The following is a 15,780-nucleotide window of genomic DNA, read 5'->3' as shown; positions in this document are numbered from 1 at the left end:
TCTCAAAAATCTATATTTTAACGATTTTATAATTATGTTCTTCTAAAATTATAATAAAATTAATTAAATAATTTAAAATTTTTGGAATGATTATTGCTTATTTTATGTTAAAATATTAAACATTATAACTTGAGGAGAAAACATGACCCTAGCTGTTAAATGCCCTATCTTAGGTTTTGAAGAAACCAAAAATATGGAATTTTCAACTATCGATGAAGTATTTGTAAGACTTAAAAGTCTTGATGGTAAAGACTTTTCTTTTGTTTTAATTAATCCTTATTTAATTAGACCTGATTATGAATTTGATATACCAACTTATTATCAAGAGCTTCTTTCTTTAACACCTGAATCTAATATGAAAATTTTTAATATAGTAGCCATAGCAAAAAGCATTGAAGAATCGACAGTGAATTTTCTAGCTCCAGTAGTCATTAATCTTGATAATAATACTATGGTACAAGTGATACTAGATACAGTTAATTATCCGGACTTTTTTCAAGCTGATCAAATTGCTAATTATATTAAAAAATAATGCTCTATATACTTGCAAATGGAGCTATGGCAACAGCCTTAGCCTATGGATTAAAAGATGATTATGAAATTTGTATAGTAGGAAGAAGTATAGAAAAACTTCAAGCCCTCACCAAAGAAGGCTTTAAAACCTTACTTTACAAAGATTTTAACATAGAAGGTAAAGATGTTATTTTAGCATTTAAACCCTATGCTTTAGAAAATATTGCTCAAATGCTAAAAGGACAAGCACGTATCTTAATCTCTGTTTTAGCCAATGTTGATTTTGAAAAACTACAAACCATCAAAGCTCAAAATTATGTTAGAATAATGCCTAATACAGCAGCTAAATATAAGGCTTCAACCACACCATATATACTTAAAAACTCTCATTTTGAAAATGAAATTTTAGACATTTTAAAAACTTTTGGCTCGGCTTATAAATTAGATAATGAAATACAAATGAATGCAGCTATGGCGATTAGCGGCTGCGCTCCTGCTTTTTTAGCACTTATAGCAGAAAGTATTGCTAATGCTGGAGTTTATGAAGGTTTGTCAAAAGAACTTAGTCTCAATCTTACGCGCTCTTTATTTAAAAGCTCTAGTGCTTTACTAGAACATGAACATCCAGCTATTATCAAAGAAAATATTTGCTCTCCTGGCGGAGTTACAATAAAAGGCATAAAAATACTCGAACAAAAAGCAATTCGCGGAAGTTTTTTTGAAGCCATAAATGCTAGCAGCGCTAAATGAAAAAGGCTTTCATACTTATAGAAAGTATTAGTGCTATAACGATCATATCTTTAATTTTCATTGGCATTTTTTATTATTATACTCAACTTTACAAAAACTATGAAAATTTAAATATTTTTGAAAGACTCTATAAACTTCAAGAAGAATTATATGAAAAGCCCATTTTTAAAACCATCATACTTCAAACTTCAGCCTTAAAACCTATAATTTTACAAGAACAGTTTGTTAATGATGGTATATTTCAATTTCAAAAATTATATTTTCAAGATCAAAATTATAGTGTTTATTTTAAAGAATGAGCAAAGCTTTTACACTTTTTGAACTTATATTATCGCTAATACTTTTTACTTTTATAGCTAGCTTACTTTCAAAACCTTTAATGGATTTTTATCATTTAAATTTCACTGCTTTACATACAAACAATCTTATCACTCAAACACATTTAAACTTGCTTAAAATAGAAAAATTAATACAAAATTGTATTAATATTACATTTTCACAAAATACATTAAAATGTCTTTTAAAAGATGAGTTAATTAGCCTAAAAGATAATAAACTTTATCTTATTAATTCTGCTCTTATTTTAGAAAATAATCATACACTTTATTCACCTCATTCTGATTTTAAAACACAACTCCAAAACAGAAAAGATTTATATAACGACAATGAGCATATTAGCTATGCTTATAAAATTAATAAGATTGAAAAAATATCCATCTTGGAAAATGGTATATCTGCAAATTTTACAGGTAGTTTTATTCCTTTGCAAGCTCAATTAGTTATCAAATTGCAAAATGAAGGACTTATATATGAAATAAAGCCAAAATTTAATGAACAATTAAACCAACAAGGATTAATTTCTAAAAACATAAGCTCATTTAACCTGCAAAACAATAAATTAAAAATTTGCCTAAAAAGACAAACAACATATTGCCTTGAAAAAAGAATTTTACTATGAAAAAAGCTTATGTTTTAATTTGGACAATTTTTTTAATATTACTAATAAGTCTATGGATGAGCTTGACCTTAAACATATCTAGCTACACTCCAAAAATAATCCAAGATAGTTATTACTACCTTCAAGCTCAAATTTTAAGTCATAATGCAACACAATTTTCTAAATATTTTTTATATCAAGCAAAGCAAGAAAATAAAGAATGTTTAGATAATATATATTTTAATTACGCAAAAGCTTTGATTAAAATAAAATACTTTTATCCTATTGCACAATGTGTTAATTTTAAATTTTCCAACTTTAATCCCGATGCAAATTTAAGCAAAGATGGTGTTATTATAGCCCACATTAGCATTGCTTTAAATCGTGATAAAAATGTCAATGATGAAATTTTACTTACAAAAAGCATTATCATTTATCCCAAAGAAAATTTTTGGAATTTAAAAAATTAAACCAAAGTCTTAGCAAGCTTAACACACTCTAAAAGACTTTGGTTTTCACATATATAAAGATTTTTAAAATTTAAAAGCTTCTTTGCTGTGCTTTGCCCTATAACTACAACCTTATCTTCTTCTTTTAAGCTATAAAATTTTAAAAAATTTTCTACACTTAAAGGAGAGGTAAATATAAAAATAGCAGGATGAGTAAGTTTTTTGTCGCCTTTTTTAAAAACATTTTCATAAACAATCATTTCATCTAAATCCACACCTACATTTTTAAGATCCAAATTTAAAGTTGAAACAATATTTTTAGCCCTTAAATATAAACATTTTTGCGTTTTTAATTCCTCTTTAAATTCAAGAAAAAGATCTTTTCCATAAGCCTTTGATGGAATTTTAATCTTTTTAAAACCTAAATTTTTAGCGTATTGAGCTGTACTTTGTCCTACAGCGTATAAATTGAGTTTAAAATTTAAAGTGATTTTTGCATGTTGTAAAGCTTTTAAAGCATTTTTTGAAGTACAGATTAAAGCATCATATAAACTTAAATCCACACTAAAATCGTAAAAAATAATCTCATTTAAAATAAGATTTTCCACCCCTTTAAAAGGAGTTTCATTCAAGAGATAAATTTTCATAGATTTTACACTTTAACTCTTTAGCTGCCAAAAAAGCATCTTTAGCATCCATGATCGCCCTAACCACAGCCACGCCGCTTAAATTTATACCCTTTAACTCAATAAGTGCTTCTTTATCAATCCCTCCTATGGCTACAACCCCTATAGGACTTTTATCACAAATTTGGCTTAAAAGCTCAAGGCTTAAAAGCGAACTTTCTTTAGTAGGTGTTGCCTTAATGGCTCCACAACCTAGATAATTTGCTCCTTGTATAAACTCAAGTTGTTCTAGCTTTTTAAGGCTTAAGCCTATGATTTTTTCATCTCCTAAAAGCTTTCTAGCTAGTTTTACTTCTAAATCTTCCTGCCCTAAATGCACCCCATCAGCATCTAAGGCTAAAGCTATGTCCACTCTATCGTTAATCAAAAAAGGTATTTTATAAGCCTTGCAAAGTTTTTGCACCTTTAAGCCTAGTTTATAAAATTCTCTTGCATTAAGCTCTTTTTCACGAAGTTGTATGATACTTACTCCGCCTTTTATAGCATTTTCTAAAGTATTTAAAAAACACTCCTCGCTTTTATTTCCCTGAGAAGCAACTAGATAAAGACTAAGATCTAATTTATTTTTCATCTAAAAACTTGAAAAAATGATTTGTAGGACCACAACCTTTTCCAAGATTGAGTGAATAATAAATCGCATTTCTTACATATTCTTTAGCTTCACTAACGGCGTGAAATAAATCCTTGCCTTTAGCCAAATTACCAGCAATAGCCGAAGAAAGCGTACAACCTGTACCGTGAGTATTTTTAGTTTCTATGCGTTCGCCTTTTAAAATATAAATTTCTTTTCCATCATAAAGCACATCATTGGCATTTTCTTCACTATGTCCGCCTTTAAGTAAAACCGCCTTAGCCCCCAAGCTGCATAAATGTTTAGCTGCTTTTATCATCTGCTCTTCATTAGCGATCTTAAAACCGCATAAAAACTCTGCTTCAGGAATATTAGGCGTAAGAATGTCTGCAAATTTTACTATGGTTTGCTTGAAAAAATCACAATTTTCTTGCGGCATTAAAGCATAGCCATTTTTAGCAAACATTACAGGATCGATCACTACATTTTGAGGTTTAAACTCGCTTAAATTTTTAGCTACACAGCTCATTAATTCACAAGAACCTATCATTCCGATTTTAGTTGCCTTTGGCACTATATCTTCAAATACGGCAAGCATTTGTTCATCTACGCTTTGAGTAGGTATATCGTGTACAGAAATCACCCTTGCGGTATTTTCAGCTACCACACTTAAAACCACACTCATACCAAAAAGATTGTGCGCACTAAAGGTTTTAAGATCGGCTTGTATCCCTGCTCCACCACTACAATCACTCCCTGCTATAGTTAAAACAGGTATAAGTTCGCTTCCTTTTGCTTTCATAAATCTTCCTTTAAAATTTTGATCCATTCTTCACCCTTAGGGCTTAATTTTTGTCCTTTAAAACTCTGTTTTGCAAAAGCTACAATCAAAGCATGAAAAATTTGATAAAGTTCGTAAAGTTCGCATTTTCTCCCTAAAATTTTACACAAATTTTCTTGCTCACTCTCTATACCACTTTGAAAAAATTCTCTTAATTCTTCATAATTTTCAAACTCATAGCCTAAGTGAAAAGCCAAACGCAAACTATAATTATCTACAACCAAAATCTCTCTTTTACAAAGATAATTTAAAATACCATCAACACTTTCAAAACCCAAACCTTTGATATTTAAAAGCCACTCTCTGCTTACATTTGTTTTAAAATTTTCTAAATTTTCATAAGTGTTTATGATACTTTCTACTAAGCCTTTTAAACGCTTGGCTTTGGTATTATAAAATCCGCTAGGCTTAATTAAAGTTGCAAGTTCTAAATTGGATAAAGTATTGATTTGTTCTAAACTTGTAATATTTTCTTTTTTTAAATTTTCTAAAGCTTTTAAGACATTTTTCCAATTTGTATTTTGAGTTAAAATCACAGAAATTAAAAGCTCAAATTCACTCAATCCTTGATTTTCAAGCCAATCAAAATCATGATAATTTAAATCCAAATTTAAAAGCTTGGTAAAAATTTGCGCTCCAGTCATTTAAAATTCTCCTTAAAAGCCAAATAAAATTGCTTTGCAGTACGACCACTTCTACTTGCTCTTAGAGTAGCAAATTCTTTAGCTTTAGCGTGTAAAAGCTCTTTATCACAAGAATAATCTTTAAAATAAAATCTATCATCTTTAAATACTCTTCTAAATTTCCCTGATAAAAACTTAACCACAAACCAAATCTATCACTCAAGCTTAATCTTTCTTCAGCAGCATCGCTTAAATGAAGTTCTGTATGTGCAATTTGCGTATTAAGATTATCAATAATGCTTTCACTTAATAAATGCCTACGATTTGAACTTGCATAAATAATTATATTATTTGGGGCTTTTTCTATGCTTCCCTCAAGTAAAGGTTTTAAAAATTTATAACTATCATCTCCCTTCTCAAAAGAAAAATCATCACAAAAAAGTATGAATTTAAAATTTTCTAATCTGATTTCATCGATGATATCTACTAAGGCAAATAAATCTTCTTTATTTAATTCGACAAGTCTTAAGCCCTGTTCTTTAAATTCATTAAATGTAGCTTTAATTAAACTTGATTTTCCAGTGCCCTTAGATCCCCATAAAAGTGCGTGATTTGCCCCTTTATTTTGAATAAAATTTAAAGTATTTTCATAAAGTGCTTTTTTTTGACTTTCCATACCTACTAAATCTTTTAAAGTGATAGGATCGATTTCAAAAATAGGCTTTAAATAGTCTTTTCTTGCCCTATAAATTGCTGCATAAGTTTTATTCCAATCCATTTTAAGCCTTTCTTAAATGCGTTAAAATTGCCTCTAAAATATCATCATCGTCTTTGCTTTTTGCTTTGATGAGTTCTTTTTCATCATTTAAAGCAGTAAATTGAATATTTTGCTCATAGTTGCTAATACTTTTAAATTTATTTAAAGCTAAAATTTTAATAATAATCAAAGATAAAAATTGCTTAGTATAAACATCAAGTTTTCCAAAGCGATCTTCAATTTCACCTTCGATCTCATAAACCTCATGAACTTGCTCACACTTGCTAAGTCTTCTATAAAGTTCTAATCTTAGGCGATCTTCGCTGATAAGCTCACTATTTAAAAAGGCATTAACATTGAGTTTTAAATCAAGTTTATTTTCTTTTTGATCCACTTCATTTTTACTTAAAGCATTAAGTTCATCTTCTAACATTTTAAGATATAAACTATATCCAATTTGCTCGATATGTCCACTTTGATCTACGCCTAATAAATTTCCACCGCCACGAATTTCAAGATCATGATAAGCCAAAACAGAACCTGCGCCTAAAAAAGAATTGCTTTCTAAAGAAACTAGACGCTTTAAAGCATCTTTTGTGATAGCATTTTTATCTTCGATTAAAAAATAACAATAACCTTGCTTATCACTTCTTCCTACACGCCCACGCAATTGATGCAAATCAGCCATACCAAAACGATCGCTTTTTTCTACTATGATAGTATTTGCATTAGGTAAATCAATCCCACTTTCTACGATAGAGGTGCTTAAAAGCAAATCATATTCTTTGTTTTCAAATTTCAACATTTCTTCTTCTTGCACCTTGGCATCGATTTTAGAATGTAAAATCAAAATACGCAAAGTAGAAAAAAGTTCTAATAAATGTTTTTTGCATTGCTCTATACTTGCAATATGATTATGAATATAAAAAATTTGCCCACCACGTCTTAACTCTCTTGCTATAACTTCTTTTAAAAGCGCGTCATCATTTTCTTTAACAAAGGTTCTTACATCCATCCTATCTTCTGGTGGAGTTTGCAAAACACTATAAGATTTTATAGAGCTTAAAGCTTGATTTAAGCTTCTTGGTATAGGAGTTGCTGACATAGATAAAATATGTGAATTTTGAGTGATTTCCTTAAGCTTTTCTTTTTGCTTCACTCCAAATTTATGCTCTTCATCAATAATAACAAGAGCTAAATTTTCACATTCTACACTTAAAAGCGCATGAGTTCCTACAACTACACAAGCTTTATTTTCTTTTAAATTTTGTAAAACTTGTTTTTTTTCTGCACTACTTGTAAAGCGATCAAGTTTAAAAACCTTTATACCAAAAGGATCAAAACGCTTTTTTAAGGTTTTATAATGCTGATGAGAAAGCAAAGTTGTAGGCGCAAATAAAAATGCGCAAAATCCACTTTTAACCACTGGATAAATAGCATTCATGGCAACTTCAGTTTTTCCAAAACCCACATCACCGCTTAAAAGCCTATCCATGACTTTTCCACTTTGAAAATCTTGCAAAATTTCATGACAAGCTTTCTCTTGATCGCTTGTATAAATAAAACCCGCACTAGTTATAAAATCAGCTTGTCTATTTAAATCCACTGTGATTTTTTTTGCTTGCACCAAAGATCTTTTAGCTGCCATAATAACAATTTCAGAAGCTATGGCTAAAAGTTTAGTTTTTAATTTTTCTTTAAGTTTAATAAAGCTTGTTTTACCTAGTTTGTCTAAACTTGGAATAGATCCACTCACGCCCAAATATTTATCAATTAAATAAAGATTTTCCACTGGCAATAAAAGCTTATCAGAATTTTGATACTCTATAGCAACAAACTCTTTTTTTGCTCCGCTTATCACTATCATCTCAAGACCTAAAAATTTACCTACCCCATAATCTTCGTGTACTATATAATCCCCATTTTTAAGCTCATCTATAATCAAACTAGCTTTTTTTCTTGTTTTTTGTTTTTCTTTTTGATTTAAAGAAATGATTAGCTCTTCAGGACTAATAAGATTAAGCCTTAAATCACTTTTTACAAAATGGATATTTTGAGTATCTTCAAGCTCCAAAGCTTTAAACAAAGCTTCATTTTTAGCTAAAAGTGTGATTTTTTTATTTTTATGAAATTCAAAAAAATCTTTATTGTAAGAACTTTGCAATTCTTTAAATTTTTTAGCTTGAGGTAAAATTTTTGCATTCACAAAACTTATATCTTTTTCATATTCATTAATATCAAACTTTTCACAAGCTAAAAAATCAAGTTCTAAATAATCAAAAAAATCATCAATACACCAAAACCCTAAAGAATTGATATCATGTATTAAAGTATCGCTTTGAAAATCTTCTAATTTGTCCTTAAAAATTTCATAATTTTCTTTGTCAAAATATTTTAAAAAAGGACAAATTTCAAAATGTTCTAGTTCATTAGGAATAGACTTTTGACTTTGCAAATCAAAATATCTTATGCTTTCAATCTCTTCGCCAAAAAGTAAAATTCTAATAGGATTTTCTTCATTGATACAAAAAATATCAATAATATCCGCACGAATTGAAATTTCACCTTTATCCTGAACTATATCTACAAATTCGTATCCCAATCTTGAAATTTCATCTTCAAAACATTTCAAATCAAAATTTTGTTTTTTATCGATATAATAATTTTGCAAATGTTTTTTTGAAGGAAGTTTTTTTAAAACAGTATTTAAAGGAGAAATAAGGATTTTTTTTTCTTCTTCTTTATGATAAGCATTTAAAATCTTGCAAAGATCAAAAAGTTCTTTGGAAAAAGCCCTTAAATCATCTCCAAACTGCGCTCTAAAATCAGGTAAAACAAAGGTTTTTAAACCCTTAAATCGTGAAACTTGAGCGAGCAAATCTGCTTGTTTTTCATCTTTACAAAGCAAAAGTTCACAAATTTTTGGATTTTGTAGGTATTCATAAAATGAAGCTTGCATTATTCTTCGTTGTTATTTTCAATAAGTTTGATAGTATCTTCTTTAATTTTACTAGTTCCATTAAAGCGACCGCCATTTTCTATAGAAATTTTTTGCGTTGAAATATCGCCATTAACAACTCCGCCCGCTAAAATTTCTAAACTATTGGCCTCAAGTTGCCCTTCAAAATACCCATTTACTACAATTTTATCTGCTTGTAATTCACCTTTTAAATTTCCATTTTTTCCGATAACTACAATGCTTTCAGAATGAATAATACCACTTAACTCTCCATCGACATGAAGCATAGAAGCAAAATAAAATTTACCCTCAATTCTCGCACCTGAAGAAATTACTGTTGTTTCTGAGCTAGGACTGGATGTTGGGCTGATACCGCCTTTATTAAAGATTGCCATGGAACTCTCCTTTCTTGATTAAAAAAATCATTCATATTTTTTCTTTGCAAATTTAAAAAATACAAAGGTTCTAAAGTTTTATTAATAAACCTTACCTCATAGTGCAAATGCGGTCCCGTAGAAAGACCTGTATTGCCACTATAACCTATCAACTGCCCCTTGCTAACAAATTGACCTGCTTTGACTACTTCTTTGCGCATCATATGAGCAAATACTGTTTTAAAACCAAAATTATGCAATAAAATTACATTATAGCCATAGCCATTATCACTATAACCTGAAAATTCCACTACTCCACTTGCTGGTGCATAAATAGGAGTACCAATTTCTGCTCTTAAATCAATACCAGGATGAAATTCCCTTCTTTTTAAAAGCGGATGCTCTCTCCAGCCAAAATTTCCTGTAATGCCTTTATTTTCAATAGGCCATCCATTAGGAATTTGCCCCAAAATTCCAAGCTGCTGCTCATTGGTAAGCTGAAGATTATCAAGTCTTGCACTAATTGTAAGATTATTTTCTGCTTCTAAGCCCAAAGCCTCTTCAAAAGAAGCTATTTTATCTTCTATAGCTGCATACTGCTGAGTTTTTTCTTCTATGCTTTTTTGCATTTGCGAATTAGATAATTCCAATTCTTTGCTTTTTTTCAAAAGCTCCTCACGCTTTTCGCTGATATCACTAAGTTTGCTATCGAGATATTTGATATAAAAACCACTAAAAACTAAAAATAAAACAATAAAAGCAATAGTATAAAAAACTATTTTTTTGATTATTTGATTTAAATAAAAATGTCTTGAACCGTTAATATCTGTAATGGTAATAGTGAATTTATTTTTTACCACACCACTCCTTTAAAAAATTTTCTACCAGCATAAAAGAGCCAAAAACTAGATTTTTTTTATTTTCTTCTAATTTTACAAATTCTTTACATTGTATGCCTAGCTTTGATGCAATACTATAAATTTCATCATCAGCCAGCTTTCGTTCTGAACTTTTATATTTATATATTTGTATTGTATCAATAATAGGCTTTAATACATTTAAAATTTGAAAAATATCCTTATCCAAATAAGTATTATAAATAAGATTTATTTTTTCTCCTTGAAATTTATCAAGCATAGCCTTAGCAGCCATGGGATTATGACCCACATCAACAAAAAAATTTGGAGAAATTTCTTGGCATCTTCCTTGTAAATTTAACTCTTGTAACTTTTTTAAAGCTTCTAAGGTTTTTTCTTGCGAAGTTAAAATTTCACAAGCCTTTAATGCAAGCTTTAAATTATGCTTTAAAAAACAAGGTAAAACAAACTTTTTACAATAAATCTCAAAATTTTCTTTCAAAAAAGGATTTAAGGAAGAAACTTGCAAATCAGCTTTTTTTAAAAAAGCAATTTTTTTTGCTAAGTTTAAAACATTTTGCTCTTGCTCATCACTTATAAGTGCTATAGGTGCCATAATTTTAAGCTTGGTTCTTGCAATATCTTCTAAAGAATTACCCAAAATTTGAACATGGTCAAATCCAATTCTTGTAAAAATATTCATTCTTCTTTCAAAAACAGAAGTAGCATCATATTCTCCACCCACCCCTGCTTCTAAAACAATGAAATCGCATTTTTGAAATAAAATCATAGCTAAAAAAGTAGCATATTCGAAATAACTTAATTTTTGCAAGTCTTGTTTAAAAATTTCTTCAAGTCTTATATGCGCTTGATCTAATTCTTCATCATTTGCAATCTTACCATCAAGATAAAATCTTTCATTAAAACTGAAAATGTGCGGGCTAGTATAATGCCCTATTTTATAATTTAAATTTTCTAAAAGTTGAGTTAAATATCTGCCCGTGCTACCTTTACCGTTTGTGCCTATAAGTTGGATTATAGGAATATTTTTAAAACATTTCTTATATTTTTCATACATTCTAAACATCAAAAAACGGTCAATTTTATCGTAATTTATACTTTTTTGGGCTAAAAAATTCTCAACTTTCATTATATTGCTCATTAACCGCTGTAATTTGCTTTATTAACTCGTCTAAAATATTAATACTTGGCTTACTTTGCTTATCAAGATAAGCCACTTGAATTTTAGGAGTTATAATATCTTGCTTATAAATAAATCTAAAATTTTCTATAGTTTTAAGATTTGTATTTACAAGCTGTGTAATTTCATCTTTACTTTTTCCTGGCGAAACAATCAAATAACTCTTTTCATCTATCATCCACAGTTCATCAAATTCGCTACAAGAATCTTTTAAAATTTTTTTAAATCGAACAAAAATTTCATTCAAACTTCCCATACCATATTTTTCCATAATGAAACGGTAATTTACTATAGAAAATAAAGCTAAAGAATAATTAACTTTATACTTATTAAAATTTTCATCCATTTTATCAAGCTCTTTAAGAACACTCCAAGCCTCTCTCTCCTCCAAACTTTGCGTGAATTCAATTTGATTATTTAAAGATGTAATTTTTTCTCCAAGTTGTTTAAATTTTAGTTTTAAATCCTCAAAACTAAGTTTTACTTCCCCATTTTCATCTGGTTTTAAGGTATTAATAAAATCCATGTTTTGTTCATTCGATTTATTAAGCAAAACAAGCAATTCATAGATTTTTTTTAGATTATCATTAAAAAAATTTAAATTTTTTTGGACATACATATTATCAACCATTATGCGATGATTGATAAATTCCATTAATTCGTTCTTAAAATTTTCTTCGCCTATTACAAAAGGCTTTTGTGTTAAATTTTGTATAAAACCTTGAATTTTTAAATCTTCCACCAATGAAGGATTTAAACCCAAGCATAATAATTCACTAAAGTGCTCATAACTACGCTCTTCAAGTTTAACTAAGAGTTTTTTAATCACGCTATCATAATCATCATATTTACTAATGCCATATTTACGAGCTTGTTCTTCTAAATTATTTTCATCATAATTTCTTTCAAGCTCTTTCCATTTTTTGGTAAGCAAGTAAATACTTTCACTATCCATAGTTTTAGAAATTCTAATCGAAGTCACCTTAGCCAAATCTCTTATCTTTTTATCCTTACTTATTTGCAAAGTTTTAGATATGGTATATAAAAAATCAAAAAATTCACTAAATTGTTTTCCGCTTTGTCTATTTAAAACAGAAATTAAAAAACTAATTAGTTCTTCTAAACTTCTTATAGTTTTAGAATTTAATTCTTGTTGATAAATCGGTAAAAGTAAGGTTTTGTATTTGTCAAGTTTAGCTTTATTTGAGCTTGTGATACCATATTTTAAAGATAGTTCTTCAAAAATTTCCGTATAATTTTCAGGAGTTGGTTTTAGTTTTCTTTCTTTTAATGCAATTAAAGTTTGCTTTGCTATTTCATTAGTATTTGGAATCACGTTTTTGCCCTTTAATAGCAATTACGAAAATAAACTCATCAAATGCCTCGCTTGAAGCTGCTCGAATAGCCTCATACCTTGCAGAATCACTAATAATACTATTTGGAGAAATTTCAAAATTATAACTTCCACTTGTACTAAAAGCCTGACTTGAACCATCTTTAAAGACAACATTAAAATCTAAATTTAATTTAGCTTTATAACTAATGACATAGCCATTTTTATCATAAGCTAAAGGAATAAATTCTAAATTATTCATTTTAACATTAATTACATCATCTGCCTCGTGTTTTAAAGCAAGCTTGCGCCCTAATTTTGAAATTACCATTTCTTTTAAAGTATCGGCAACATAGATACTATTTTTTGGGTCTTGTTGACTTAATTCAACATTAACATAAACTTTCTCATCGAAAATATTATTAGCGATTTTTGATGTAGGAACATATCCACAAGCACCTAAAAATAAACCTATACAAAAAATTAAAATCTTTTTCATTTAATCACTAGATTAACTAGCTTTCCTTCCACATAAATTTCTTTAACTATACTCTTACCTTCAAGCCATTTAGCAGTATTTTCTTTTGCAAAAGCTAAAATTTCTTCTTTACTCGCACTACTTGAAATTTCAAATTCAGCCCTTTTTTTACCATTAATACTTACAGCTAAATTTAAAGTATCTTTTACAAAAACCTCTTCTTTGAGTTCTAATTTTTTGAAATTTTTACATTTAAAAAGCTCCTCGCTAAGCTCAAAACAAACATGAGGAATGATAGGCTCTAAGATATTTAAAATAATATAAAAAGCCTCTTGCTCCAAAGCTTCATTTTTACAAAGCGCTAAAGCATTTAAAGCCTCCATACAAGCTGCAATTAAAGTATTGAAAGCAAAACTTTGATGATAAACTTCAAAGGATTTTTTCAAAGCTTCATATACCTTTAATCTTGCATATTTTTCTTCTTTATTTAAATTTTCTTGTTTTAATTCTACAAGCTCACCTTTTTTAATATTTTGCGCCCTATCATAGAGTTTACAAATAAATCTATAAGCCCCTTCAACCGCATCATCATTCCATTCAAGCTCTTTAGCCGGAGGTGCGGCAAAAAGTATAAAAAGTCTTGCGGTATCAGCACCGTATTTTTCTATAATCTCATCAGGATCTACAACATTGCCTTTTGATTTTGACATTTTAGCACCATCTTTTAACACCATACCCTGAGTTAAAAGTCTATCAAAAGGTTCATTTTGTGTTAAATAACCCAAGTCTCTTAAAGCTTTTTGGAAAAATCTCGCATAAAGTAAATGCAAGATTGCATGTTCAATACCACCTATATATTGATCCACACTCATCCAATACTTTACACTTTTTTCATCTAAAGCTTTTTCCTGCCAAGTTCTCTCATCACTTGCAAAACGTGCAAAATACCAAGAACTTTCAAAAAAAGTATCTAAAGTATCACTTTCTTTTTGAGCCTCTTTGCCACATTTGGGACAAATACAATTTTTCCAAGTTGGATGTTTATCAAGTGGATTACCCTCACCTGTAATTTGCACATCTTCAGGTAGGGTAATAGGTAAATTTTCTAGTTTTTGAGGCACTATACCACAAATTTGACATTTAATCATAGGAATAGGCGCACCCCAATATCTTTGGCGTGAAACACCCCAATCACGAATTTTAAAATTTACAACCCTTTTTCCTATATTTTTAGCTTCAAACTGAGAAATGATTTTTAATCTTGCCTCATTACAATCAAGATTATCAAATTCTTGACTATTAATTAATTTTCCTAATTTTTGCGTATAAGGTAAATTTTCTTGAGTTTGAATAACTTGTTTGATGGCAAGATTATATTTTGTTGCAAATTCAAAATCTCTTTCATCATGAGCTGGAACAGCCATAACCGCTCCACTACCATAATCAGCCAAGACAAAATTAGCCACCCACAAAGGAATTTTTTCTCCGCTTAAAGGATGAATGGCATAAATTCCTAGAAAATAACCTTCTTTTTCAGAACTTTGTCTTTCTCTTGGGCTTTGATTTTGAATAGTTTTGATTTTATTTAATACATCTTGATTTAATAAATTTTGCGAAAGCAAATTTTGAACAATTTTATGTTCTGGAGCTAAAGCGATATACGAAACTCCATAAATTGTATCTGCTCTTGTAGTAAAAACTTCTAAAGAACTTTCTTTGGTTTTTTGCTTGCTTTCTTCGTCTAAATTTAAAGAAAATTCCAAACCTTCGCTTTTACCAATCCAATTTTCTTGCATAGTTAAAACTTGATTAGGCCATTTATCTTTTAATTCTTCTAAATCTTTTAAAAGTTCCTCAGCATAAGCAGTGATTTTTACATAATAACCTGGCATTTTTTTCTGCACCACTTCATGACCACAACGCCAACATTTTCCGTCTTCAACTTGCTCATTAGCCAAAACCGTTTGATCTTGTTCACACCAATTTACATTTGCTTCTTTAGTGTAAATCAAACCTTTTTCAAACATCTTAATAAAAAATTCTTGCTCAAATTTTGTATAAAGTGGATCTGAAGTAGCAAGCATTCTTTTTTTAGAAAAAGAAAAACCTAAAGAAAAAAGTTCTTTTTTCATATAAGCTATATTTTCATAAGTCCATGACTTAGGATGAATTTTATGTTTAATAGCTGCATTTTCAGCAGGCATGCCAAAACTATCAAAACCTATAGGATGCAAAACATTAAAACCTATCTTGCGATAATATCTTGCCAAAGCATCACCTATAGTATAATTTCTTACATGCCCCATATGAATGCGTCCACTAGGATAAGGAAACATCGATAAAATATATTTTTTAGGCAAATTTAAGTCATCTTTTGGCTCAAAATATTCATTTTCATCCCAAATTTTTTGCCATTTTTTTTCTATTAAACTTGCTTCATAAGCCATAAAT

General features: G+C 29.2%; 16 protein-coding genes and 1 pseudogene. 5 read left to right on the top strand and 12 right to left on the bottom strand.

Annotated features, from left to right (window positions below; genetic code table 11):
- Positions 1-142 precede the first annotated feature (142 nt).
- From fliW to AJN64_RS03590, 5 genes are read left to right on the top strand one after another with little or no spacing between them, the layout of a single operon-like run.
- Complete coding sequence (gene fliW / locus AJN64_RS03610; protein WP_002852982.1) at positions 143-532, top strand: flagellar assembly protein FliW; 390 nt, start codon at positions 143-145, stop codon at positions 530-532.
- Positions 532-1,263 (top strand): pyrroline-5-carboxylate reductase, encoded by a 732-nt coding sequence (locus AJN64_RS03605; protein ID WP_044779160.1) that lies wholly within the window; start codon positions 532-534, stop codon positions 1,261-1,263. Before fliW ends, AJN64_RS03605 begins: the two co-directional genes overlap by 1 nt.
- Positions 1,260-1,562, top strand: coding sequence for a hypothetical protein (locus AJN64_RS03600; protein ID WP_002861801.1), 303 nt, complete (start codon positions 1,260-1,262; stop codon positions 1,560-1,562). The genes AJN64_RS03605 and AJN64_RS03600 overlap by 4 nt, the downstream gene beginning before the upstream one ends.
- Complete coding sequence (locus AJN64_RS03595) at positions 1,559-2,221, top strand: hypothetical protein (RefSeq protein WP_070292696.1); 663 nt, start codon at positions 1,559-1,561, stop codon at positions 2,219-2,221. The genes AJN64_RS03600 and AJN64_RS03595 overlap by 4 nt, the downstream gene beginning before the upstream one ends.
- The gene (locus tag AJN64_RS03590) at positions 2,218-2,670 is read left to right on the top strand and encodes a hypothetical protein (protein ID WP_002870542.1); all 453 of its coding nucleotides are present in this window, start codon (positions 2,218-2,220) and stop codon (positions 2,668-2,670) included. Before AJN64_RS03595 ends, AJN64_RS03590 begins: the two co-directional genes overlap by 4 nt.
- Here the strand turns inward: AJN64_RS03590 and AJN64_RS03585 are convergent.
- The 12 genes and pseudogenes from AJN64_RS03585 to leuS form a co-directional block, all read right to left on the bottom strand.
- Positions 2,667-3,296 (bottom strand): uroporphyrinogen-III synthase, encoded by a 630-nt coding sequence (locus AJN64_RS03585; protein ID WP_070292695.1) that lies wholly within the window; start codon positions 3,294-3,296, stop codon positions 2,667-2,669. The two genes, AJN64_RS03590 and AJN64_RS03585, sit on opposite strands and share 4 nt — an antisense overlap.
- A complete protein-coding gene (gene thiE / locus AJN64_RS03580; protein WP_002861804.1) occupies positions 3,274-3,906 on the bottom strand; it encodes a thiamine phosphate synthase in 633 nt (210 codons plus the stop codon). The genes AJN64_RS03585 and thiE overlap by 23 nt, the downstream gene beginning before the upstream one ends.
- Positions 3,896-4,708: a bifunctional hydroxymethylpyrimidine kinase/phosphomethylpyrimidine kinase gene (gene thiD / locus AJN64_RS03575; protein ID WP_002861805.1), complete on the bottom strand. Its 813-nt coding sequence runs from the start codon at positions 4,706-4,708 to the stop codon at positions 3,896-3,898. Before thiD ends, thiE begins: the two co-directional genes overlap by 11 nt.
- The gene (locus AJN64_RS03570; protein WP_070292694.1) at positions 4,705-5,391 is read right to left on the bottom strand and encodes an endonuclease III domain-containing protein; all 687 of its coding nucleotides are present in this window, start codon (positions 5,389-5,391) and stop codon (positions 4,705-4,707) included. Before AJN64_RS03570 ends, thiD begins: the two co-directional genes overlap by 4 nt.
- Positions 5,388-6,148 (bottom strand): annotated as a pseudogene (locus AJN64_RS03565) (ATP-binding protein). Before AJN64_RS03565 ends, AJN64_RS03570 begins: the two are co-directional and overlap by 4 nt.
- A gap of 1 nt (position 6,149) precedes the next feature.
- A complete protein-coding gene (locus tag AJN64_RS03560; RefSeq protein WP_070292693.1) occupies positions 6,150-9,086 on the bottom strand; it encodes a DEAD/DEAH box helicase in 2,937 nt (978 codons plus the stop codon).
- Positions 9,086-9,481 (bottom strand): polymer-forming cytoskeletal protein, encoded by a 396-nt coding sequence (locus AJN64_RS03555; protein WP_002861809.1) that lies wholly within the window; start codon positions 9,479-9,481, stop codon positions 9,086-9,088. Before AJN64_RS03555 ends, AJN64_RS03560 begins: the two co-directional genes overlap by 1 nt.
- A complete protein-coding gene (locus AJN64_RS03550) occupies positions 9,418-10,320 on the bottom strand; it encodes a M23 family metallopeptidase (protein WP_002861810.1) in 903 nt (300 codons plus the stop codon). Before AJN64_RS03550 ends, AJN64_RS03555 begins: the two co-directional genes overlap by 64 nt.
- The gene (locus AJN64_RS03545) at positions 10,307-11,467 is read right to left on the bottom strand and encodes a folylpolyglutamate synthase/dihydrofolate synthase family protein (protein ID WP_070292692.1); all 1,161 of its coding nucleotides are present in this window, start codon (positions 11,465-11,467) and stop codon (positions 10,307-10,309) included. The genes AJN64_RS03550 and AJN64_RS03545 overlap by 14 nt, the downstream gene beginning before the upstream one ends.
- Entirely contained in the window at positions 11,457-12,854 is a 1,398-nt protein-coding gene (locus AJN64_RS03540) for a hypothetical protein (RefSeq protein WP_070292691.1), read from the bottom strand. The genes AJN64_RS03545 and AJN64_RS03540 overlap by 11 nt, the downstream gene beginning before the upstream one ends.
- Positions 12,838-13,350 (bottom strand): LPS assembly lipoprotein LptE, encoded by a 513-nt coding sequence (gene lptE / locus AJN64_RS03535; RefSeq protein WP_053872429.1) that lies wholly within the window; start codon positions 13,348-13,350, stop codon positions 12,838-12,840. Before lptE ends, AJN64_RS03540 begins: the two co-directional genes overlap by 17 nt.
- Positions 13,347-15,776: a leucine--tRNA ligase gene (gene leuS, locus AJN64_RS03530; protein WP_053872430.1), complete on the bottom strand. Its 2,430-nt coding sequence runs from the start codon at positions 15,774-15,776 to the stop codon at positions 13,347-13,349. The genes lptE and leuS overlap by 4 nt, the downstream gene beginning before the upstream one ends.
- Positions 15,777-15,780: the final 4 nt, after the last annotated feature.

The sequence above is a fragment of the Campylobacter sp. BCW_4332 genome (assembly GCF_001763175.1).
Classification (GTDB): Bacteria; Campylobacterota; Campylobacteria; order Campylobacterales; family Campylobacteraceae; genus Campylobacter_D; species Campylobacter_D jejuni.
The sequence above is the reverse complement of the archived record's forward strand: the minus strand, read 5'-3'. Positions and strand labels throughout refer to the sequence as shown.

Excerpts from the sequence above, each read along its gene's own strand:
- leuS (WP_053872430.1), bottom strand. The coding sequence starts at position 15,776 with ATGGCTTATGAAGCAAGTTTAATAGAAAAAAAATGGCAAAAAATTTGG.
- AJN64_RS03595 (WP_070292696.1), top strand. The coding sequence starts at position 1,559 with ATGAGCAAAGCTTTTACACTTTTTGAACTTATATTATCGCTAATACTT.
- AJN64_RS03585 (WP_070292695.1), bottom strand. The coding sequence starts at position 3,296 with ATGAAAATTTATCTCTTGAATGAAACTCCTTTTAAAGGGGTGGAAAAT.
- AJN64_RS03570 (WP_070292694.1), bottom strand. The coding sequence starts at position 5,391 with ATGACTGGAGCGCAAATTTTTACCAAGCTTTTAAATTTGGATTTAAAT.
- thiE (WP_002861804.1), bottom strand. The coding sequence starts at position 3,906 with ATGAAAAATAAATTAGATCTTAGTCTTTATCTAGTTGCTTCTCAGGGA.
- AJN64_RS03545 (WP_070292692.1), bottom strand. The coding sequence starts at position 11,467 with ATGAAAGTTGAGAATTTTTTAGCCCAAAAAAGTATAAATTACGATAAA.
- AJN64_RS03560 (WP_070292693.1), bottom strand. The coding sequence starts at position 9,086 with ATGCAAGCTTCATTTTATGAATACCTACAAAATCCAAAAATTTGTGAA.
- fliW (WP_002852982.1), top strand. The coding sequence starts at position 143 with ATGACCCTAGCTGTTAAATGCCCTATCTTAGGTTTTGAAGAAACCAAA.
- thiD (WP_002861805.1), bottom strand. The coding sequence starts at position 4,708 with ATGAAAGCAAAAGGAAGCGAACTTATACCTGTTTTAACTATAGCAGGG.
- lptE (WP_053872429.1), bottom strand. The coding sequence starts at position 13,350 with ATGAAAAAGATTTTAATTTTTTGTATAGGTTTATTTTTAGGTGCTTGT.
- AJN64_RS03555 (WP_002861809.1), bottom strand. The coding sequence starts at position 9,481 with ATGGCAATCTTTAATAAAGGCGGTATCAGCCCAACATCCAGTCCTAGC.
- AJN64_RS03590 (WP_002870542.1), top strand. The coding sequence starts at position 2,218 with ATGAAAAAAGCTTATGTTTTAATTTGGACAATTTTTTTAATATTACTA.
- AJN64_RS03605 (WP_044779160.1), top strand. The coding sequence starts at position 532 with ATGCTCTATATACTTGCAAATGGAGCTATGGCAACAGCCTTAGCCTAT.
- AJN64_RS03600 (WP_002861801.1), top strand. The coding sequence starts at position 1,260 with ATGAAAAAGGCTTTCATACTTATAGAAAGTATTAGTGCTATAACGATC.